Source organism: Pseudomonas sp. B20 (assembly GCF_020515755.1).
GTDB lineage: Bacteria > Pseudomonadota > Gammaproteobacteria > Pseudomonadales > Pseudomonadaceae > Aquipseudomonas > Aquipseudomonas syringae.
The window spans coordinates 41,490-63,851 of record NZ_JAHPJG010000006.1; the positions used below are offsets into that span (position 1 = coordinate 41,490).

At 60.4% G+C, this 22,362-nt stretch carries 17 protein-coding genes; 3 read left to right on the forward strand and 14 right to left on the reverse strand.

Annotation, left to right across the window (positions count from 1 at the left end; translation table 11 throughout):
* Positions 1 to 46: 46 nt before the first annotated feature.
* Complete coding sequence (locus LIX91_RS08195; RefSeq protein ID WP_226488314.1) at positions 47 to 1,474, forward strand: DUF2723 domain-containing protein; 1,428 nt, start codon at positions 47 to 49, stop codon at positions 1,472 to 1,474.
* Positions 1,475 to 1,529: 55 nt separating this feature from the next.
* Here LIX91_RS08195 and LIX91_RS08200 read toward each other — a convergent pair whose 3' ends face one another.
* The 14 genes from LIX91_RS08200 to LIX91_RS08265 all read right to left on the reverse strand — a co-directional run bounded on the left by LIX91_RS08200 (position 1,530) and on the right by LIX91_RS08265 (position 17,828).
* The gene (locus LIX91_RS08200; RefSeq protein ID WP_226488315.1) at positions 1,530 to 3,356 is read right to left on the reverse strand and encodes a glycoside hydrolase family 15 protein; all 1,827 of its coding nucleotides are present in this window, start codon (positions 3,354 to 3,356) and stop codon (positions 1,530 to 1,532) included.
* Positions 3,349 to 4,149 (reverse strand): SDR family oxidoreductase, encoded by an 801-nt coding sequence (locus LIX91_RS08205; RefSeq protein ID WP_003409893.1) that lies wholly within the window; start codon positions 4,147 to 4,149, stop codon positions 3,349 to 3,351. The genes LIX91_RS08200 and LIX91_RS08205 overlap by 8 nt, the downstream gene beginning before the upstream one ends.
* A gap of 66 nt (positions 4,150 to 4,215) precedes the next feature.
* The gene (locus LIX91_RS08210) at positions 4,216 to 5,253 is read right to left on the reverse strand and encodes an NADP(H)-dependent aldo-keto reductase (RefSeq protein WP_004412678.1); all 1,038 of its coding nucleotides are present in this window, start codon (positions 5,251 to 5,253) and stop codon (positions 4,216 to 4,218) included.
* Between the two features lie 97 nt (positions 5,254 to 5,350).
* On the reverse strand, positions 5,351 to 7,162 hold the full coding sequence (locus LIX91_RS08215; RefSeq protein WP_226488316.1) for an ABC transporter ATP-binding protein: 1,812 nt from the start codon (positions 7,160 to 7,162) through the stop codon (positions 5,351 to 5,353).
* A gap of 195 nt (positions 7,163 to 7,357) precedes the next feature.
* The gene (locus LIX91_RS08220; RefSeq protein WP_004412674.1) at positions 7,358 to 8,428 is read right to left on the reverse strand and encodes a DUF1615 domain-containing protein; all 1,071 of its coding nucleotides are present in this window, start codon (positions 8,426 to 8,428) and stop codon (positions 7,358 to 7,360) included.
* A gap of 87 nt (positions 8,429 to 8,515) precedes the next feature.
* Complete coding sequence (gene glsB, locus LIX91_RS08225) at positions 8,516 to 9,424, reverse strand: glutaminase B (protein WP_004412672.1); 909 nt, start codon at positions 9,422 to 9,424, stop codon at positions 8,516 to 8,518.
* Between the two features lie 70 nt (positions 9,425 to 9,494).
* The gene (locus tag LIX91_RS08230) at positions 9,495 to 10,310 is read right to left on the reverse strand and encodes a class II aldolase/adducin family protein (RefSeq protein WP_226488317.1); all 816 of its coding nucleotides are present in this window, start codon (positions 10,308 to 10,310) and stop codon (positions 9,495 to 9,497) included.
* Between the two features lie 518 nt (positions 10,311 to 10,828).
* The gene (locus LIX91_RS08235; protein WP_226488318.1) at positions 10,829 to 13,231 is read right to left on the reverse strand and encodes a TonB-dependent receptor plug domain-containing protein; all 2,403 of its coding nucleotides are present in this window, start codon (positions 13,229 to 13,231) and stop codon (positions 10,829 to 10,831) included.
* A 281-nt stretch (positions 13,232 to 13,512) separates the two neighbouring features.
* Positions 13,513 to 13,914 (reverse strand): ExbD/TolR family protein, encoded by a 402-nt coding sequence (locus tag LIX91_RS08240; RefSeq protein WP_226488319.1) that lies wholly within the window; start codon positions 13,912 to 13,914, stop codon positions 13,513 to 13,515.
* Between the two features lies 1 nt (position 13,915).
* Entirely contained in the window at positions 13,916 to 14,644 is a 729-nt protein-coding gene (locus tag LIX91_RS08245; protein WP_024663870.1) for a MotA/TolQ/ExbB proton channel family protein, read from the reverse strand.
* 128 nt (positions 14,645 to 14,772) lie between these two features.
* Positions 14,773 to 15,615, reverse strand: coding sequence for an energy transducer TonB (locus LIX91_RS08250; RefSeq protein ID WP_226488320.1), 843 nt, complete (start codon positions 15,613 to 15,615; stop codon positions 14,773 to 14,775).
* 393 nt (positions 15,616 to 16,008) lie between these two features.
* On the reverse strand, positions 16,009 to 16,503 hold the full coding sequence (locus LIX91_RS08255; RefSeq protein WP_226488321.1) for a copper chaperone PCu(A)C: 495 nt from the start codon (positions 16,501 to 16,503) through the stop codon (positions 16,009 to 16,011).
* Complete coding sequence (locus LIX91_RS08260; protein WP_003367246.1) at positions 16,497 to 17,102, reverse strand: SCO family protein; 606 nt, start codon at positions 17,100 to 17,102, stop codon at positions 16,497 to 16,499. The genes LIX91_RS08255 and LIX91_RS08260 overlap by 7 nt, the downstream gene beginning before the upstream one ends.
* A gap of 174 nt (positions 17,103 to 17,276) precedes the next feature.
* Positions 17,277 to 17,828: a TetR/AcrR family transcriptional regulator gene (locus tag LIX91_RS08265; protein ID WP_004410847.1), complete on the reverse strand. Its 552-nt coding sequence runs from the start codon at positions 17,826 to 17,828 to the stop codon at positions 17,277 to 17,279.
* 178 nt (positions 17,829 to 18,006) lie between these two features.
* Here LIX91_RS08265 and LIX91_RS08270 point away from each other — a divergent pair, with 178 nt between their 5' ends.
* Both LIX91_RS08270 and LIX91_RS08275 read left to right on the forward strand, forming a co-directional pair.
* Positions 18,007 to 19,167 carry an efflux RND transporter periplasmic adaptor subunit gene (locus LIX91_RS08270; RefSeq protein ID WP_226488322.1) on the forward strand — a complete coding sequence of 387 codons (1,161 nt, stop codon included), beginning with the start codon at positions 18,007 to 18,009 and terminating at the stop codon, positions 19,165 to 19,167.
* 33 nt (positions 19,168 to 19,200) lie between these two features.
* A complete protein-coding gene (locus LIX91_RS08275) occupies positions 19,201 to 22,344 on the forward strand; it encodes an efflux RND transporter permease subunit (protein ID WP_226488323.1) in 3,144 nt (1,047 codons plus the stop codon).
* Positions 22,345 to 22,362 lie beyond the last annotated feature (18 nt).

Genomic DNA, 22,362 nt, shown 5'->3' on the forward strand with positions numbered 1-22,362 from the left:
ACACAGACGCTCGACATTTTTGTTCATCTCACGGAGGAGCGGTTCAATGCCACTCGATTCGCGCACATCGATGTGTATCCCCCTGTTTTTGCTAGGTGCCGCCATCACGGCGAGCTTTATGGCCTCCAGTGGTCCGGTGCAATGGATGGACAATGGCATGTTCCTGGCCAACGCCCATGAGGGTCAGTATTTCAGCCAGTCGCTCGGGCCACTGGAGCATCCGTTTTATCAGCTGTTCAATACGATTTTTTTCAACCTGTTCGGTGCACGCTCGCTCAGCCTGCTGAATTCGGTGCTTCTTCTGCCGCTGGCTTGGGTGGTCTACCGATTGGCGCAGAGCGTTGGCGCGGGTGCACGCCAGGCGCTGCTCGCTGCTGCGGCGACAACACTGACCCATGGCGTGTTCTGGGTGTCGACCAAGGCTGAGGTCTACCTGTTGCACACGCTGATCGTGCTACTGGCCTATGCGCTGTATTTCAATGACAGTCCCGTTTTGACGCCGCTGAAAAAACTCTTCGCGATTGGCGTCATCACCGGGCTGGCGGCCTCGGTTCATCAACTGACGTTCGTGGTTCTGCTGCCGCTTTACCTGCACCTGCTGTTTCAGCACAAGGCGCGAGTATTGATCACCCTGCCCGGCTTCATGCTTGGTTTCGCGGCGGCCGCTGTTGCGGTAATCAATGACCTGAAAGCCGGGATGGGCCTGCTGGATATTGCGCATCGTTACATGACCGGGGCCAGCGCGACCGTTGCAGGGCCGGAGTGGGAAGGCAGTCTGTTGCGTTTCGATAAACTCCTCGAGGAGAAGAGCGCGGTAGCGCTGTTGCTGCTGTCGCTGATCGGGCCGCAACTGGCGGGGCTGCTGCTGTTTCCCAGGGGAAGCCGGCTGCGCTTGTTATGGAGCGCCGCGCTGCTGAATCTGGTGTTCGCCATTTCCTACAATGTGACCGACCGCTTTACCTTTTTTCTAACCGGTGCAGCGATACTGACGATCCTCGGCATGATTCAGTTGCGGCGTATCCTGCCCCGCACAGCGGCACGCGGCACATTGCTCAATCTCTCGGCATTGTCGGCACCGGTAGTCATCCTGCTGACGTATTCACTGTACGCCAACGGGGTCATCACCCTTCCGGCGCACAAGGAGCATCTGCCCTATCGTGACGATATTCGCTACTTCATGGTGCCCTACCTGCGCGACCGGTCCGCTGAGCATTTCGTACGCGCCTACGAGCCGGTAGTGCCCAAAGGTGCGTTGATCATTGCCGACTGGACACCCATGGGCGCAATGCGCTCGGCGCAAGCGATCGGGCTGCTTGCCGGACGCACGCTGGCGACCTGTGATGACGACGTGGCGATTCGGGCAGCCATGCGCAGCAACGGCGTTTATCTACCGCGGTTGAGTTATTGCGCGACTGTGGCGCAAGACCACCGACTTGAAGAACAGCCCGTGGGGTTTTCATTGCGGGCCAAGTGAAAGGAGGCATGAATGACGCGTTGAACGTTCATTCATGCCCCGTCTCTTTAGCGTATCAAGGCTGCCAGAGCGCCTGCCCGCCGCCCAGTTTGCGGTCCATAAAACTGGCCGCACTGATCAGCGCCAGATGGCTCAGGGCCTGCGGTGTATTGCCGAGGTGATGAGCATGCGCGTCGAACTCTTCGGCGTACAAGCCCAGCGGATTGGCGTAACGCAGCAGTTGCTCGAACTCCAGGTGCGCCTGTTCGACCCGACCGGCGCGGGCCAGACATTCGACGTACCAGAACGAGCAGGCCACGAAGGCGCCCTCCTCACCTGCCAGGCCGTCATCATGATCGTCGTCGTTGCGGTAACGGAACACCATCCCGTCACGCACCAACGCGCCCTCGATGGCATCCAGCGTCGCCAGCCACTTGGGATCGTTGGCGCCGACGAAGCGCACCAGTGGCATCAGCAACATCGAGGCATCCAGGTTGCGGCTGCCCTTGTGCTGCACGAAGTGCCCCAGATCGTCGTTCCAGAAGTTCTTCCAGATATCGTCGTGGATCTCCTCGCGCACCTTGGTCCAACGCTCGAACGGCCCCGACAGCGAACGCTTGAAGGCCAGGCGCAGTGCCCGGTCCAGCGCCACCCAGCACATCAGCCGCGAGTGCAGGAAATGCTGATCGCCGCCGCGCATTTCCCAGATGCCCACGTCCCGGTCGTTCCAGTGCTCGCACACATAGTCGACCTGGCGCACCACGTGCTGCCAGCCGTCATGGGAGATCGCATCGCCGTATTTGTTGGCCAGGTACACGGCGTCCATCAGTTCGCCGTAGATGTCCAGCTGAACCTGCTTGTACGCTTCGTTGCCAATGCGTACCGGCTGCGCACCGCCGTAGCCGGACAAGTGATCGAGATTATCTTCCGGCAGCTCAGCGTGGCCATCCAGCGCATAGAGAATGCCGAGCTTCTCGGTCTGCTCGCAGCAGTCATCCAGTCGCCCGCGCACCCAGCTCATGAAGGCATTGGCTTCATCGGTGTACCCCAGACGCATGAACGCATACACGGTGAACGACGCGTCACGTATCCAGGTATAGCGGTAATCCCAGTTGCGCTCACCGCCCTCGGTTTCCGGCAGACCGAACGTCGCGGCGGCAACGATGCCACCATGCTTGCGCGAGGTCAGCAGCTTGAGCGCCAGCGCCGAGCGAGTGACCATTTCACGCCAGCGCCCGGTGTAGTGCGACTGCCCGGACCAGCGCCGCCAGAACTTCAAGGTGTCATCGAAATAGCGCGAGCACCGGCCAGCAGCGACATTCGGGTCGTCGATTCCGCCAAGGATGAACTCGATGGTCTGGCCCTTGTGCATATGAAATTCGGCCACGGCGTCGTGCTGCTCGATACGCAACGGCGTCGTTGCCGACAAACGCATGCCCGATTGCCCGGCGGCTTCGAAGCAGATGTCCTGACCATCGACCCGCGCGGTGGTGTCGGCACGGCTGTAATCCATGCGCACCCGGCAGCGCATGCGCAGCGTGGCCTCGCCAAAGCGCACCTGAACGCGGCGCACGATGCGCGGCAGATCATCCTGATCCTCGCCGATCGGCATCAGGTCGGTGACTTCCACCACCGCGTCCTCGGAAATCCAGCGGGTTTGCAGGACGTTGGTATCCGGCAGGTAGATCTGCAGCCGCCTGGCGTCGGGCAGATCGGGCGCCAACTGAAAGATCCCGGCGTCGGGGGTGTCCAGCAGCGCAGTGAAAATCGACGGGCTGTCGAAGTTCGGCCAGCAACAGAAATCGATACTGCCGGTGTCGGCGATCAAGGCAGCACTGCGCATGTCGCCGATGATGCCGTGATCCTCGATGCGGTTTTGCGCCTCTGCGGGAAAGTCAGCCATTGCCACGGAACTCCGGATAGAGGGTCATGCCCCCATCGATGAACAGGGTGGTGCCGTGCACATAATCCGAGGCATCGGACGCCAGCCAGAGCACAGCATTGGCAACATCTTCCGGCTCGCCGATACGGCCATAAGGAATCAGTTTGAGCATTTCCTTCTCGGCGTCGCCCTTGCGTGCATCGGCATTGATCGGCGTGCGGATGGCACCGGGAGCAACGCTGTTGACGCGAATCTTCAGCTCGCCGACTTCCTGGGCGATGCTGCGCATCAACAGGTCGACGCCGCCCTTGGACGCTGCGTAATTGACGTGCCCGGCCCATGGAATCAGCTGATGCACCGAGCTCATGTGAATGATCTTGCCCATGGCCCGTGACACTTCAGGGCGCATGCCCTGCTTGATGAACTGACGCAGTGCCGCGCGGGCGCAGAGAAACTGCCCGGTCAGGTTGACGTTGATGACGGTATTCCAGTCTTCGAGGGACATGTCGACGATCGACGCGTCCTTTTGCAAGCCGGAATTGGCGACCAGAATATCCAGCGCGCCGAAATGTTCGATGGTCTGTGCAAACAGCCGCTCGACGTCTTCTTCTTTCGAGACGTCGGCCCCCACGGCCAAAGCCTTGCCCCCGGCCGCACGAATTTCTTCGGCCAGCTTCTCGGCAGGTTCAGGCTTGGAGTTGTAGTTGATCACCACGGCGGCACCGGCCTCTGCCAGCGCGCGTGCAGCACCTGCGCCCAGACCGGAACTGGCGCCGGTAACGATTGCGACTTGTTGCTTGAGTGAGATGTGCATCAATTTCAGCCTCGGAGTAAGCGTACTAGTGCTGACTGGCGAGGCTGAAATTAAGTTCAGTGCAGGTTATGGCGCAGGGTTGGGCTGCGAGGTGTGAATGGCTTCGATACCGGCGATGACTTCATCGGACAGCGTGACGTCGATGCTCTCCAGATTGATCTTCAGTTGATCCAGTTTCGTGGCACCAATGATGTTACTGGTCACGAACGGACGGCTGGTCACGTAGGCCAGCGCCATCTGCGAAGGATCCAGACCATGCTCGCGAGCCAGCGCGACGTACTTGGCTGTGGCGGTGACGGCCTGCGGATTGTTGTAGCGCTGGAAACGCTCGAACAGGGTCAGACGGCCATCGGCCGGACGTGCGCCGTCCAGGTACTTGCCCGCCAGCACACCGAACGCCAGTGGCGAGTACGCCAGCAGGCCGATCTGTTCGCGAATGGCGATTTCCGCCAGACCGACTTCAAAGGTGCGGTTAAGCAGGTTGTAGGGGTTCTGGATGGAGACGGCACGCGGCAGATCGAGGGTTTCGGCCAGGTGCAGAAAACGCTGAGTGCCCCATGGCGTTTCATTGGACAGACCGAAGTGGCGAATCTTGCCCGCCTTGACCAGATCGCCCAGTACCGACAGGGTTTCTTCGATTTCGACAGCCTGATCATCCGGGTCGTGGGTGTAACCGAGTACGCCGAAGAAGTTGGTCTTGCGATCCGGCCAGTGCAACTGATACAGATCCAGGTAATCGGTGTTCAGGCGCTTGAGGCTGGCGTCCAGCGCCGCAGTGATGTTCTTGCGGTCAAGGCGCGGATTGCCATCGCGGATGTGATCCATGCGACCTGGACCGGCGACCTTGCTGGCCAGTACCCAGTCGTTGCGGTCGCCGTACTTCTTGAAGTACTCGCCGATGATGCTTTCGGTCTTGGTGTAGGTCTCGCCACGCGGCGGCACCGGGTACATTTCTGCCGTGTCGAGGAAGTTGACCTTGGCGTCCTTGGCCATACGAATCTGTTCGAATGCTTCATCCTGGGTGTTCTGCTCGCCCCAGGTCATGGTGCCCAGACAGATCGCGCTGACCGACAGATCGGTTTTGCCCAATTTACGAAATTGCATCGATGTCTCCGTTTGATTCAAAAAGATACAGCTTGAAACAGGGCTCCCATAAAACGCCGACTGGTCATTCACTGCAACACTTTTTATGCGCTTTTACCTAGCGATAACCCTGCGCCTGCAGATCGAACAGCGCGGCGTAGCGCCCTGCTGCGGCGATCAGGCTGTCATGATCACCGCGTTCCAGCACCCGCCCGTGCTCCAGCACGACGATGTGTTCGGCGTTGCGCACGCTGGAAAACCGATGCGAAATCAGCAGCGTCATGCGCCCTTTGGCGTACTCGCGAAAATGTTCGAATACCGCCGCTTCTGCCCCGGCATCCAGCGCGGCAGTCGGCTCGTCGAGAATCAGGATATCGGCGTCGCGGCGCATGTAAGCGCGTGACAACGCGATTTTCTGCCACTGCCCGCCGGACAGTTCCTGACCTCCCGCAAACCAGCGACCCAATTGTGTGGCGTAGCCTTTGTCGAGCTGTTCGATGAACTGCGCGGCCATGCCCTGCGCCGCCGCTTCGCGCCAACGGCCTTCATCATGGAAGGCCTGAGTGTCGCCAACGCCGAGGTTCTCGCCGACCTGAAACTGATAGCGAATGAAGTCCTGAAAAATCACGCCGATGCGCGAGCGCAAAGCATCTTCGTCCCACTCCTGCAGGTCGCTGCCGTCCAGCAGAATGCGGCCTTGATCGGGTTGGTAAAGACGCGTCAGCAGCTTGATCAGCGTAGTTTTCCCCGAGCCGTTCTCGCCCACCACGGCCACGCTGCGCCCCGGCGCCAGGTGCAGGTCGATGTTTTCCAGTGCCGGACGGCTGGTGCCCGGGTAGGTGAAACTGACGTTCTCGAAGCGCATGCCATCACCGGGTTGCGCGCCCACCGTCAGGCTGCCGGCCGACGGCGTAACCGGCTGACCGAGGTAGACATACAGGTCAGCCAGATACAGCCCGTCCTCGTACAAACCACTGATGGCGCTGAGACTGCTGCTCACCGCGGCCTGACCCTGTTTGAACAGCACCAGATACATGGTCATCTGCCCCAGGGTGATCCGCCCATGCACCGCATCGACCACCACCCAGGCGTAGGCCAGGTAAAACGCAGCCGTGCCCAGCAGACCGAGCAAAAAGCCCCAGCCATCACGGCGCACCGTCAGGCGCCGGTCTTCGGCATACAGACGCTCGAAGGTGTCGCGGTAGCGCTTGAGCAGCAGCGGCGCGAAGCCGAACAGCTTGACCTCCTTGATATAGCCCTCGTGGGAGAGCAGTGTTTCGATGTAATTCTGCCGACGGGTTTCCGGAGCGCGCCGGGTAAACAGGCGGAACGCGTCGCCGGAAAAATGCGCTTCGGCAAAAAACACCGGCAACGCGCCGAGCACCAGAATCAGCAACGCCCAGGGCGAAAAATGCACCAGCAATACGGCAAAGCTGATCAGCGAAATGAGGTTTTGCAGCAACCCCAACGATTTGGTCACCAGTGCCAGCGGCCGTGTCGAGGCTTCACGCCGGACGCGCACAAGCTTGTCGTAGAACTCGGAGTCTTCGAACTGCGACAGCGACAGCGTCTGGGCCTTCTCCAGAATCAGGGTATTGACCTTCTGCCCCAGCAGCACCCGCAGCAACGCCTGCTGCACCGAAAGCCCGCGCTGTGCTGCCGCGAGCAGAGCCAGCACACCGGCTTCGAACAACACATAGCGCAACACCGGCCACAACGGTGCCTCGCCTGCACTGGCGTGCAACTGCATGGCAGCGACCACCGCATCGACAATGCGCTGGCCGAGCCAGGCGGCCAGCGCGGGCAGCAGGCCGGCGATCAGCGTGGCGACGATCAGCCCGATGGACAGCGCTCGGGAGGTGGTCCAGACCAGATGCATCGCGCGCAAGGCCTGGTGCATGAACGAAATGAAACGCTTGAAAACCGGCATACGCTTAAAAAAGTCCTGAAGAGCTTGAGTAAAGGGCTGAAACCACCAGATTTCTCGCCGCGCAGCCCTCTCAGGAGCGGACGCAGAGCGTCCAGAACGGCATTCACACGCTGGAGCGTGCGGAACGATAATGGTAACTGTCGTGCAACGCTCCGCGTCGGCCCGCCTTTCTGAGCGGCTTTTTAGGACTCAACTTCACTTGGGCGCACGCTGCACGCAGCGTTCGCGTCGATCGTCGACGCGCTCGGCAAACCAGGCGGTGGTGAGGTTACGGGTGATTTTCGGGCTTTTCAGGGTGATGCCGGGCAGGATGGCTCTGGGCAAAGGCTTGCCCGCCGCCCTGTCCGCCAGGGCGAAGACCTTGCTGTACAGATCGGTCTCCTCGAACTCCAGCGTGTCGCCCTGCTTGAGCTGGTTCCATATCTGCGACTTGTTCATGCCCAGCCGATCGCCCAGCGTGCGTACTGCCAGCTCGGTGGAGCCCGGCGAGGTGGAGTCAAAGCGGATCAGATCGCCATCCAGCGCCAGCTCGATGCCCGTAGCCCGGCTCACGGCATTCTGGAACGCAGCATTGCGGCTTGCGTACCAGCCGGCATTGAAGTCGGCAAAGCGGTAGACAGACTGGGTGTAGTTGACCGGGTAGCCCAACAGGTGGGCGATACCGAAGTACATGCCGCCACGGCGGGTGAAGACTTCACGACGGATCGAACCGTCGACCGTGTAGGGGTAATCCTCGGCGTGCTTTTCGGCAAAGGCGATGCTGACCTGCATCGGTCCGCCGGTCTTGACCGGGTTGAAGTTGCCGAACAACGTTTGGCCGAGCGGCACCATGCCGATGAAATCATCGAAGATCGCGCTGAGGTCTTTCTCGGTGCGCGCAGAATCGAGGCGTTTGCCGTAAGTCTTGCCGTCCGGCGAGCGAACACGTAACGCGGTGGCGATCAGCGCATTGGGAATGTGCAGCCGCGCGGCGCGGCGGTTGATTTCGGCGCGGGCAATCCGGCCCATGTCCGGCACCGCAGGGTCGACTTGAAAGGTCGACTCCTGCTCGGTAACGGCCATCACCGAACACAGGTTTTCAGTGGTCAGCGGAATCTTCTGCGCGGCAAACGCGGCATGAATATCCGTGGCCCATGCCTGGCGATCGGTAGCAGTCGCCGGCATCAGGCGCACGATCTGCGCGCGCGCCTGTTCAGGCGTCAGTTCGGGTTCCTGGACGCGCTGCGTGCCACAGCCTGCCAACACCAGCAGTCCGACGCTCAGCATGAGCGATTTGCATAGCCTTCTATTCAATCCATGACTCCTGTCTGGTTCGCGCTTCGAGGCGCGGTTCACTTCAGAAGGCTTTTTACCTCAAAAGACCGACCAGTCGACCCTCGCGCTGAGTTTTTCCAGCGCAGCCATACCGACAAGGGAATTGCCCGCTGCGTTCAACTCCGGGGACCATACACAGACCGAAGCACGCTCGGGCACGATCGCAACGATACCACCGCCTACCCCGCTCTTGCCCGGCAGGCCTACGCGGTAGGCGAAGTTGCCGGCCTCGTCGTACAGGCCGCTGGTGGCCATGATCGAGTTGACCTGGGTGGCCTGCCGCGCAGTGACGATCTGCTCGCCGCTGTGAGCGCAAAAGCCCTGATGAGCCAGAAACCCGAATGCCTTGGCCAGATCGATGCAGTTCATGCTCAGCGCACAATGATGAAAGTAGCTGCGCAGCACGTCTTCCACATCGCCGTGGAAATTGTCGAAGGATTTCATCAGATAGGCCGCCGCGGCATTGCGCGAACGGTGCTGGTATTCGGAATCAGCGACTTTGGAGTCGGAGGTGATCGCCCGATTGCCGCACAGGCGTCGAACGAAGTCGCGCATCGACAGCGACGGTGCTGCGAACCGCGCCTGGTTGATGTCGCAGATCACCAGCGCACCGGCATTGATGAACGGATTGCGCGGCCTGCCCTGCTCGAACTCCAGCTGCACCAGCGAGTTGAATGGCTGGCCAGAAGGCTCGTGCCCGAGGCGCTGCCAGATCTCCTCGCCCGAGTGACCGATGGCTTGTACCAGGCTGAACACCTTGGAAATGCTCTGTATCGAAAACGCTGTTTCGGCGTCCCCGGCGCTGAACACCTGGCCATCGTTGCCGTACACCGCAATGCCCAGTTGATCAGGCCGGACCCCGCCCAGTGCCGGAATGTAATCGGCCACCTTGCCCTGACCAAGCAAGGGTCTTACTTCATCGAGGATTTCGTTCAGCAGGTCTTGCATGTGTGCGCCCCTTGTTTTGGCTGCGCACACTACACCAACCTCAAGCGCCTCGCATCACTGCGTTGCAGGCTCAGGTCTTGTAGTCGGTGTCGTTACGCTCCAGCTCGCGAATCAGGGCATTCCAGTGCCGTGCGACACCCGGCGCATGGCCGTCCTTGATGGCCTTTGCCTGCTGCTCCACCTTGGCAATCACCTCGCGCGGCGGGAACACCAGTTCGGCGTTACCCGCCGACTGTGCTGCAATCTGAATATTGCAGGCGTACTCGAGGGCATGAAGCTGCTGAAACGCATGCTCGACACTCACCCCGCCGGTCAGCAACCCGTGGTTGCGCAGGATCATCACGCTCTTGTCACCCAGGTCGGCGACCAGCCGTTCGCGTTCACTCAAGTCCAGCGCAATGCCTTCATAGCCGTGATAAGCCACCCGGCCGGAGAAGGCAATCGAGTGCTGGGAGATGGGTAGCAGGCCGTCCTTTTGCGCCGACACGGCGATACCGTCACGGGTGTGGGTGTGCAGCACCACCTGCAGGTCGTGGCGCGCAGCATGAATGGCGCTGTGGATCACGTAACCGGCGTAGTTGATACCGAGCCCGGTGGGGTCATCGACGATCGTGCCGTCAATATCGACCTTGACCAGATTGGACGCGGTGATTTCATCGAACAACAGCCCGAACGCGTTGATCAGAAAGTGCTCGTCCGGGCCCGGCACGCGTGCCGAGAAATGCGTATAGATATGATCGGTCCAACGCTTGAGCGCCGCCAGCCGATAGGCCGCCGCCAGCTTGACCCGGACTTCCCATTCTTCCGGCGACACTCTGTCGCGCACGCTGCTGCTACCCGACGGCGTCGTACCTGACTGGACTGGCAAAGCGCTGACGTTGCTCATGGTATTGCTCCTGGATGACTGCTGACTGATCAGCAAGACTAGGCGCATGGGGATTCAATTAAAAATCACATTTACTTCTAAGCTAATTATAAAAAATTAGAATATTAAAATCTGTCCTGCTACCGGCTTTGCACATGTCCACGAAGGTCTATGATTATTTCTAAAGGCTATTTAAATAACTTTTTATATAGCGATATGCTCCAGAATTGGCAAACCCCTATAGATCATCGCATGTCCAATATCGCAAGATTCCTGCTCCGTATCAGTCGCTTCACAGCGGCCGACGCTCCGCGTCACACAGCGGTTTTTTGATGTCAGGTAGATTGGGGTTCGACTCAGGTCACCTTTTAGCCCCTCGGCCGTCACTTACGTCACAATTTGCGTCGTAAGTGCCATCGCGCCAAAAAAGCGCTTTCGTTTATATGCAGTGCCCAGGAGCAAGGCATAGCGTCATGTTGCAGCGTCACGAGCTATATGCAAACGCAACGCAGTGGCACGACAGTCAGCGGCAAATCGCGCTACCAGTTATACGTCACCTTGCCGTAGTAATAAGCGCCGCTGTACCCGTAGGGCGAGAATGTGCTGTAGGCCAGGTTGCCGCCGCTGGAGGAGAAGTCGTTGAGCTTTTCCGGGTATTTGTCGGTGACGTTGTCGCCGCCCAGAGTGAAGACCCAGCTCTTGAGTTTGTAGTCGACCGCCAGGTCCAGCAGCCAGGCGGCGCTGAAGGTCTGGTCGTTGACCTTGTCGGCCTGATAGCTGGTGAACTCGCCGTAGCGGACTAGGTTGGAGTGCAGAGCCCAATTGCCGAACGTCAGGTCATTGCCCAGTGTCAGTTTGTGTTGCGGCGTGGTGTCGCCCAGCAAACCGATGCGTTCCCTGCGGTCTACCCGCACCAGGTTCACCCCCAACTGATCGAGAATCGCCGGGTTGGCCTTAACGTCGGTGACTTTGGTGTGGTTGTAGTTGTAACCCACCGTGCTGTTCCAGCGCACGCCGTTGTCGAACTGGTAGCGGTAATTGGCGACCAGATCGACGCCATCGGTGCTGGTGTCCGTGGCGTTGGTGAAATAACGGGCACTGGTGTAGTTGATATCACCTACGCCATTGCTGCGCAGGTAATTGATGGCGGTGTTATTGAGCACCAGATTGGAGGACAGCGAGATACGGTCCTGAATGTCGATGCGATAGACGTCGGCAGTCACGGTCAGGCTGTCCAGCGGCTGGAGTACCAGGCCAAGGCTGTAGTTGCGGGACTTTTCCGGTTTGAGGTCTTCGGCACCCAACAGTTGTGCAACGTTACTGCCGGCCGGAAACGTGCCCGCTTCCTGGATGGTGTTGCCAATCAGCTGCGACGACGTGAAGGTAAAGTTCTGTTGCGCCAGTGAAGGCGCGCGGAAACCTGTCGATACGCTGCCTCGCAAGGCCACCTGCGGAGTGAAATCGTAGCGCGCCGAAAGCGAGCCGCTGACATTGGAACCGAAATCGCTGTAGTCCTCGTGGCGGACGGCAGCCGACACACCGAGCTTTTCGGTCAGATTGGTTTCCAGGTCCAGGTACTGTGCGAAGTTGTGTCGCGAGTAACTGCCTGCATCCGCCGCGCGGAAACCGCCCAGCCCGGAACTGCCTGTCTGGAAATACGACTCTGGCTGCCCTGCCTCGATCTGATAGCCCTGCCGCAGGTATTCCGCGCCAAACGCAACCGATACAGGATAAGGCAGCCACGCTGCATTGAACTCTCTGGACAGGTCGAGGCTCAGTTGCTTCTGATCATTGGTCAGCGTGCCGTTGTAAAACGAGCGCGGCGTGTTCAGTCCCAATGAGGTGTTGATGGTTTTGGTGCGCAGCTCATAAGAGTTTTTGCCATAGTTGGCGGACACGTCGTAGTGCCAGTCATACGCCAGTTCTCCGCGCAGGCCAGCGACCAGCGAGGTGTCTTCGAGCGTGCCGTTGATCAGCGGCAGATAGCCGTTGGGATAAATCGCCGCAATGTTATTTGAAGCATTGCTCGGCCGATAGAACGCGGCGGTTTCGCCACGCCGTTTGCTGTAGCCGCCAAAGCTGTAGAACTCCGCCGCATCGCTGAAGCTGTATTCGGCGTTGTACTGCAGCTTGCCCTCGTGCGTCTGTGGCTCGCCCTGGCGAAACACCTGCTGACCGTAAGTGGTGGACCCGACACTGGACGCTCGCAAGTCGTCACCGGCACGGTTGGTGTAGTCATTGTTGGCACCCTCACCTGAGAGGTTGAACGTGCCATTGTCGCCCAAGGCAAAACCGGTATTGCCCGATACTTGGCGCTGAATTCCGTCGCCCTTCTTGTATTGGCCGTACTGGCTGGAAATCGACCCGCCATGGTCGGCGCTCTTGAGAATGATGTTGATCACCCCGGCGATGGCATCGGACCCATAACGTGCTGACGCACCGTCGCGCAGGACTTCGATATGGTCGATGGCCGACAGCGGAATGGCATTCAGGTCGGCAGGTGCCGAACCGCGTCCGACCGCCCCGCCCAGGTTGACGAAAGCAGATGTGTGGCGGCGCTTGCCATTGACCAGCACCAGCACTTGATCCGGCGACAGGCCGCGCAACCGCGCCGGACGCGTCAGCTCCGCACCGTCCACCAGGCTCGGCCGGGGGAAATTGATCGAAGGAATCAGACGAGCCAGCACGGCGCCCAACTCGCTGGAGCCGGATCTGCGCAGGCTGTCACCGGAGATCACATCGACAGGCGACAACGAGGCGCTGGCGGTACGCTCCTGCGCACGGGTGCCGGTGACGATCACTGTACCCAGAGTGGACGCGCTCTGATTAGCTTGTTCATCTGTCGCTTCTGCGCCGAATGCACTTGCACTGATGCCCGTGACGCTCAGCAAATTGGCTGAAAAAATCGCCGAGGCCAATACACTGTGTTTGAAATTCCCCATACCACTACCCCTTGAAAATCCCTGATCCAGAAACTTTGTTCTGGTTACAACGAGCGATCCGTGCGGCGGACGGTGGCGATCATTACGGTGTCTGATTGATGTTCCGGTAGCCCGATGCGATATAGCTTAATGACATTGATTTAAATATTTAAATACCAATAACGAATAAGCATCTGCATTTGTGTCCGTACTGAAAAATGCCTGCGATGCAGACAAAAAAAGGCCGCACCTGCCTGAGGATGCGGCCCAAAACCGTTGAAGCTGTAGGTGGTATAAATCTGCTACTTGGCAGTGATCACGGACAATTTGGTAATCCCGGCACGTTCGATGGAAGCCATGGCGCGCGCGACTTCTCCGTAGTTGACGCCATTGTCCGCCTGCAATTGCACGCGCACGTCAGGGGTCTTGTCCCTGGCCGCCTCCAGGCTGCTTTCCAGCAAGCCCGGCTGGATTTCGTCCTTGTTGATGAACAGCTTGCCCTGCCCGTCGATGCTCACCACCAGTGGGTCTTTCTGCTCCACCGGCGCGACCGACTCGGTCTTGGGCAGGTTGATCGGAATCGAGTTCGTCAATAGCGGCGCGGTGACGATGAACACCACCAGCAGCACCAGCATCACGTCTACCAGCGGCGTGACGTTGATCTCGCTCAGCACTTCATCGGTGTCTTGCGTGGAAAAAGCCATCTCAGGAGGCCTCCTTCACGTTCTGCCCGGCGTGGGCGCCCGCAGTGCCGGACTTCAATACCGGATGCAGCAGCACACGGAAGGCGCTCTTCTGCGCCAGGCTGTAGAAGTCATGGGCAAAGTCATCCAGATCGGCAGCGGTCAGCTTCAGGCGTCGCAGAAAGTAGTTGTAAACCAGCACTGCGGGCACTGCGACGGCAATGCCGACACCGGTTGCCACCAGCGCCGCGCCGATCGGCCCGGCCACCGTTTCCAGGCTCGCGGAGCCGGCCGCACTGATGCCCTTGAGGGCTGACATGATGCCCCAGACCGTGCCGAACAGACCGATGAAAGGCGAAGTGCTGCCGATGCTGGCGAGGATGGCCAGACCGGTTTCCAGTGAACGGCGCTCGCGAACGATCTGCTGACGCAGTGCGCGCTCAAGGCGGTCCTGATGGTTGATGGACTGACTGAGGTCATTGGCCTGCGCGCCATCCGGCACCTGAATGGCGGCGTAACCGGCGAGGGCGACCCGAGCGGCAGCGCCCGGTTGCTCCTGGGCCAGTTGCGCGGCTGAATCCAGGCTCGATGCCGCCCAGAACCGCTTGTGGAACTTGCGATCCTGAGACTTCAGGCGCGAAAACTGCACGCCCTTGAGCAGAGCCAGGCCCCAGGTCGCGACGGAAAAAAGCACCAGCAGCCAGATGACCGCGTGTTCGATGGATTCAAAAGGCGAAGCAAGTAGATTCATGGCGCAGCTCTCTCTGAACAAAGTCTGAACAAGGCATGGAGTGTGTCGCGATGCGCCTTTGGTTCAGGTAGCTCGCCAGGTCAATCGAATAGCCGGGTTTGATCGTGAAACGTTTTGATCTTGAAGCCTCATTTGATCTTGAAATCAATGGGCACGCTGACCCAGCCATCCTGGGCTACATCGCCCTGCCTGGCCGGAACGAAACTCCAGCGTTTCACCGCCGCCAGTGCGGCGTCGTCGAGCTGGTCGCGGCCACTGCTCTTCTGTATCTGAATCTCGCCGGGCTTGCCGCTGGCCAATACATGCACGCGCAACAGCACAGTGCCTTGCCAGCCGCGACGCATGGCCAGCGATGGGTATTCCGGGGCCGGGTTGCGCAGGTAGCCCGCGCTGGCCGATGCCGGAGTCACTGGCTTTGGTGTGGGCGGCGCGGGCGGCGCGGGTGGCGCAGGCGCGGCGACAGGAGCTGCCGGCAAGGGAGGTGTGGATGGCTGTTCAACCGGTTTGGCCACGGGTTTCACGACCGGCTTGACCACCGGCTTGGGCGGCTTTGGCTTGGGTTTGGGAATCGGTTTGGGCGGTGGCGGCTTGACGGCCAGTTCGTCCTCGACAGGAGGTGGCGGCTCGACCACCGGTTGCACGACAGGCTCGGGCGGTGGCGGCGGTGTTTCCACAACCGGTGGCGCAGGCTGGGAAAACTCGATGGTCATCGGCGGGATTTCAGGTGGCACAACCGGCAACGCCGGCGTCGGGTTCTGGCTCAGCCAGTAAATGATCGCGCCATGGAACACCAGCGCCAGCGCACCGAGCAAAATTGCTTCGCGCCGTCCGAGAATCGGCTTGGGGGTGCTTTGCAACCGCGATAACGCCAGTGGCGCACGGAAAGGACGCCCAAGATCGACCAGGTCGCCACTCGGCGTCTGGCGCCAAGGCACGTCATGTGCACTGGCTGCGGTCTGGACATTGCCCATTGATACACTCCTGCATTTTCATGATAAAAATCCAGGTTCTGTTGGTATCAGTCACCTTTCCAAAGTTGATGTGGCGAGGCAATCATCGCCGAAAGAGGCTTGTTCCTGAAAAGAATATTTGGTTCGTCGGTTAGATCTTAAATGCATATAGGAGGCGGACGTTCCGCGTTCGCTTTTGAACGTGCAGTGAGGCACAGAGTTTTGACGCGGAGCGTCACGAAAGGCATTCCCACGCTGGAGCGTGAGGAACGATAGGCGTCATGTAGATCACTCTCTTGCCGATGCATCGAGCACCCTGTTTGCTGGGGGGCTGTGCCGGCCTCTTCGCGAGCAAGCTCGCTCCCCCAAGACCGGTTTATAACGATGAGTGCCCCGCGTCCGATGCTGCAAGCCTCAATGGCCGCTGTGATCGCCGTGGCTGCTGTGCTCGTCGCTGGTCAGTGACTTGGCGACGGCGGTGACCTGGATCGATTGCTTCGCGCCCTTGGCGTCTTCTACGGTCAGGGTCAGAGGCACCTGATCGCCTTCTTTGACCTGGGCAGCCAGGCCCATGAACATCACGTGGTAGCCGTCGGAATCGAGCATCACCGGTTTGCCGGCCGGCAGGTCGACCGAGTTGACGCGCTGCATGCTCATCACATCGCCTTTCATGCTCATCTCATGGATCTGCACGGTTTTCGCAACGGGTGAAGCGACGTCGACCAGCTTGCTGTCGGTGTCCGCAGTGATGCGCATGAACGCGCCAGTGGCTGACTGGCCCGGCACGGTGGCACGCACCCAGGCGTCATCGACGTGTGTTTCGGCCAGGACCTGAGCGCTCAGGACCAACAGCGAAAGGGTCAGCAACAGCGGTTTTGCGACGTTACGAATCAGAACGGTCATCAGCATACTTCCATCAAAGTGAGCAGATCTTCGGTGCATTGTTGGGCGGACAGCCTGTGCGACAACCCCAGGCGCAATACACCGCGGGTGTCGTAGACGTAACTGGTCGCGGTGTGCGAGATCGTGTAGGTGTCACCCAGTGGGACCTTCTCGAAGAATACGCCGAACTCCTTCGCCGTTGCCGCCGTTTCTTCAAGCGTGCCGGACAGTGCGACGAAGGTCGGATCGAAGGCCTTCACATAGGCGTCGATCACTTCGGGCGTGTCGCGCTCCGGGTCCAGGGTAATGAACACCACCTGCAGCGTCTTGCCCTCCTCGCCCATCAGCTTCCTGATTTGCGCAGCCCGCGCCAGCGCCGTGGGGCAGATGGCCGGGCACTGGGTGAAACCGAAGAAGATCATCGGCATCAGCCCGCGAAAGCTGGACAGGGTCTTGACGTTGCCCTGCGAGTCCTTGAGCCGGAAGTTGCGGCCGACAATCTCGTTGCTCATGTCCTTGCCGTGCTTGAACGGCAACGCATTGGAGCTGCCGCAGCCGGTCAACAGGCCAAGGCTCAGCAATGAGAGGCCAGTGACCACCTCGCGGCGTGTCAGATGTTGCGTCATGTCTTGCGTCCCCTGAGGATAAGGCGCGTGGGTTCAGACAAATTCAAAGGCGGCGAATTTACCACTCAAGGGCAATGGGGAATACCGCCAATCCTGTATCAAGGCATGAGCAGACGCGCAAACGTCGCGCTCATGGGCTGCCATACGTCGTGCGACAAAACAGCGCAGGCCTGCTTATCGTGCCGCCGCCCCGTGCAGGAAGAACTGGGTCACCAACGCGCCCATGCCGACGCGCGCCACACGGCCGCGGCGTTCGGCGTCGACCATCCCGGAGAGCAGCGCTGCGAACATTTCGGTAAGGACGGCGGCACCGACGTCGATCCGGAACAGGCCTTCACGCTGACCACGCAGGAAAAATGCATCCAGGGCATCGGAGTAAGGCAACCAGCGGCGCCCCCCGCTGCTTTCATCGAGCGAATCCGGGCGCCACTGAAATACCAGAAAGACCAGCATTTCGCGGTGCATCAGGTGGTTGTCGACCAGCCGTTGAAGCGCTTCCAGCGGCGGAGCACTCTGCAGATCCGCATCGGCGACCATCTGGTTCATCAGGTCAGAGGCGTGATTAAGCAGCAATTCCACGAGGTTGGCGCGGGTACCGCAGAAGCGGTTGAGCGTCGCCTTGCTGACACCAGCGGCCTGAGCAATATCCTTGAGCGTACCGTTGGAGTGGTCGACCAGCGCAACGGCCAGGGCCTTTAGAAATTTGTCGTCAGCAGGTAATTCCATTGGGTACGTCTTCAACTCGTATAAGTGGCGGGCGGCGCATTGTGCAGAAACCTTGATGCGTTCTCAAAGCCTATACACAATTAGTCACTAAAGTCTCAAGTGAGTCAATATTGACTCACTTTCGTACAAAGTAGATCATTCGCGGCTTTAGCATCTGATGGCTGCGGCCGGGTGAATGATGAGTAGTTTCAGCGATTGGCGTGTCATGCCTGCAGTAGCCCTGCTGGCAGCGTTGGGTCTGGCCGGGTGCGAGCAGAAACAGCAGCAGGATCATGCTGCACCGAAAGCGCCCAAAGAGGTGGAAGCCATTACCGTCAACGCCGAATCGTTCACGCTCGTTGACGAATTGCCCGGCCGCATCGAACCGGTGCGTGTGGCGCAGGTTCGCGCGCGGGTGGCCGGCATCGTGCTGAGCCGCAACTTCGAGGAAGGCGCCGATGTGAAAGCCGGCGCAGTGCTGTTCCAGATCGATCCGGCGCCTTTCAAGGCCGCGCTGTCCAAGGCGCAGGGAGATCTGGCCCGCACGCAAGCCACGCTGTTCGAGACTCAGGCCACGGTCAAACGTTACGAGTCGCTGGTCGAAATAGAAGCGGTCAGCCGCCAGACTTTCGATACCGCCCGCTCTGCACTGCAAAACGCAATCGCCGCTAAAAAATCGGCTCAGGCTGATGTCGAAACAGCCAGGCTGAACCTGGGCTATGCCACCGTCAAAGCGCCGATTTCAGGCCGCATCGGCCGCGCCATGGTCACCGAGGGCGCGCTGGTCGGTCAGGGCGAAACCACGCTGCTGGCAACCATTCAACAACTCGACCCGGTCTACGCCGACTTTACCCAGCCGGCTGCCGAGGCCTTGCAGATGCGCGCCGCGATACAGGAAGGCCGCTTGCCCAAGGGCGGCGAAGACGCGTTGTCACTGAGTGTCGACGGCACCGATTACACGAGCACCGGCACCCTGCTGTTTACCGATGTCGCAGTAGACCGGACTACCGGCCAGGTGTCGTTGCGTGCCCGCTTTGCCAATCCCAAGGGCGTGCTGCTGCCCGGCATGTACGTACGGGTGCGCACACCGCAGCGCGTCGACAGCAACGCCATTCTTGTCCCGCAGCGCGCCGTTCAGCGCTCCGGCGACGGTGCAGCCCGCGTGCTGGTGATTGCCCAGGACGGCACGGTCGAAGCGCGTCCGGTCAAAACCGGGGCGATGCAGGATTCGCGCTGGCAGATCACCGAAGGCCTGAAGGCAGGCGAACAGGTCATTGTCGGCAACATGACCGGGCTCAGCGCCGGTGACAAGGTCGCCCGCAAATCGCCATCCGCCCAACCGCAGGCCAAGGCGCAATAAAGCCGCCTTCAGCGCGACCGAGGATCACTGTCCATGTCTCTCTTCTTTATCAAGCGCCCCAACTTCGCCTGGGTACTTGCCCTGTTCATCCTGCTCGCCGGGCTGATGGCTCTGCCGTCCCTGCCTGTGGCGCAGTACCCGGACGTGGCGCCACCGCAGATCACCATCACCGCCACCTACCCCGGCGCATCCGCGAAGGTGCTGGTCGATTCGGTGACCAGCGTTATCGAGGACGAGCTCAACGGTGCCAAAGGGATGCTGTATTACGAGTCGACCAGCAACTCGACCGGCAGCGCGGAAATCAACGTGACGTTCGTGCCGGGCACCAACCCGGACCTGGCTCAGGTCGAGGTGCAGAACCGTATCAAGAAAGCCGAAGCTCGCTTGCCGCAAACGGTTCTCAGCCAGGGCCTGCAGGTCGAACAGGCCAGCTCCGGTTTTCTGTTGATCTACACCCTGAACTACAAGGACGGCGCGGCCAACAAGGATACCGTCGCGCTGGCCGACTACGCGGCACGCAACGTCAATAACGAAATCAGCCGGGTGAACGGTGTCGGCAGGCTGCAATTCTTCGCTGCCGAAGCCGCGATGCGGGTATGGATCGATCCGCAGAAGCTGGTGGGTTTCGGCTTGTCCATCGACGACGTGAATGCCGCCATCCGGGCGCAGAACGTGCAGGTGCCGGCAGGCAGCTTCGGCAGCAGCCCGGCCTCGTCACTGCAGGAGTTGACCGCCACCCTGGCGGTCAAGGGCACTTTGGACAACCCGGAAGAGTTCGGGCGCATCGTTCTGCGTGCCAATGAAGACGGCTCTGCGGTGCATTTGTCCGATGTGGCGCGTGTAGCGGTCGGCAGCCAGGATTACAGCTTCGAATCACGCCTGAACGGGCAACGGGCCGTCGCCGGTGCCGTTCAGCTGTCGCCGGGTGCCAACGCGATCCAGACGGCCAGAGCCGTCGAGCAGCGGCTCACCGAGCTGTCGGTCAATTTCCCGGAAGGCGTCGGGTTTTCGATACCGTACGACACCTCGCGCTTCGTCGACGTGGCCATCGACAAGGTCATCTACACCCTCATCGAAGCCATGGTGCTGGTGTTTCTGGTGATGTTCCTGTTTCTGCAGAACATCCGTTACACGCTGATCCCGACCATCGTGGTCCCGGTGTGCCTGGCAGGGACACTGGCGATCATGTACCTGATGGGCTTCTCGGTGAACATGATGACCATGTTCGGCATGGTGCTGGCCATCGGTATTCTGGTCGACGACGCCATTGTGGTGGTGGAAAACGTCGAGCGGATCATGGCTGAAGAAGGCCTCTCTCCCTCCGCCGCCACGGTCAAGGCGATGCAGCAGGTTTCCGGGGCGATTTTTGGCATCACGCTGGTCCTGGCCGCCGTGTTTCTGCCACTGGCCTTCATGGGCGGCTCGGTCGGGGTCATCTACCAGCAGTTCTCGCTGTCGCTGGCCGTGTCGATTCTGTTTTCGGGCTTTTTGGCCCTGACGTTCACCCCGGCGCTGTGTGCCACGCTGCTCAAGCCGATCCCGGCCGGGCACCATGAAAAGCGCGGTTTCTTCGGTGGTTTCAATCGCCTGTTCGGCACGTTCACCGACCGTTACGAGCGGGTCAGCTCGAGCATGATCAAGCGCGCCGGCCGCTACATGCTGCTGTACCTGGGTATCGTCGGTCTGCTGGGCTTTTTCTACCTGCGCCTGCCGGAGTCCTTTGTGCCCGTGGAAGACCAGGGCTATCTGATCATCGACGTGCAACTGCCTCCCGGTGCCACCCGTTCGCGTACCGACCTCACCGCACAATTGCTCGAGAACTACATGCTGTCCCGCGAAGCCACGGGTGCGGTGACCATGCTGCTGGGGTTCAGCTTCTCGGGCATGGGTGAAAACGCGGGTCTTGCGTTCCCGACCCTGAAGGACTGGTCGGAACGCGGCAAGGGCCAGTCGGCGGCTGAAGAAGCGGCGGCGTTCAACCAGCATTTTGCCGGGCTCGGCGACGGCACGGTGATGGCAGTGACGCCACCGCCCATCGACGGCCTGGGCACCTCGGGCGGCTTCTCGCTGCGTCTGCAAGACCGTGCGAGCCTGGGCCGTGAAACCTTGCTGGCGGCGCGCGACAAGCTGCTCGGCGAGGCCAACGGCAACCCGAAGATTCTCTACGCGATGATGGAAGGTCTGGCCGAAGCGCCGCAATTGCGCCTGAACATCGACCGCGAAAAAGCACGGGCGCTTGGGGTGAGTTTCGAGTCGATCAGCAACGCCCTGTCCACCGCCTTCGGCTCCTCGGTGATCAGCGACTTCGCCAATGCCGGACGTCAACAGCGCGTGGTCGTGCAGGCCGAGCAGAGTTCGCGAATGACCCCGGAAAGCGTGCTCAAACTCTACGTGCCCAACAGCAGCGGCACGCTGGTGCCGTTAGGTGCCTTCGTTTCGACACACTGGGAACAAGGCCCGGTGCAGATCGCCCGCTACAACGGCTACCCCGCGTTCAGGATTTCCGGCGACGCAGCGCCGGGGGTCAGTACCGGCGAGGCCATGGCTGAAATCGAACGGATCGTTTCCGGGCTGCCGCAAGGCATCGGTTACGAATGGACCGGCCTCTCCTATCAGGAAAGAGTCGCCAGCGGCCAGGCGGCCGGACTGTTCGGCCTGGCGCTGCTGGTGGTGTTCCTGCTGCTGGTCGCGCTGTATGAGAGCTGGGCGATCCCGCTGGTGGTGATGCTGATCGTACCCGTCGGTGCGTTGGGTTCCGTGCTGGCAGTGACAGCCGTGGGTATGCCCAACGATGTGTATTTCAAAGTCGGCCTGATCACCATCATCGGGCTGGCGGCGAAAAACGCGATTCTCATCGTCGAGTTCGCCAAGGAGCTGTGGGATCAAGGCCATTCACTGCGCGACGCGGCACTTCAGGCTGCGCGGCTGCGCTTTCGACCGATTGTCATGACCTCGCTGGCCTTCATCCTTGGCGTGGTGCCGCTGACCCTGGCCACCGGCGCAGGCGCCGCGAGCCAGCGCGCCATCGGTACCGGTGTCATCGGCGGTATGCTCAGCGCGACGCTGCTGGGCGTGGTTCTGGTGCCGATATTCTTCGTCTGGTTGCTGTCCGTGCTGCGCCGCAAACCGCATGCGCAACCCATTGCCGACGATCAGCAACTGCCTGAGAAGCGATAGGCAAAAGGCGGCCGGCGG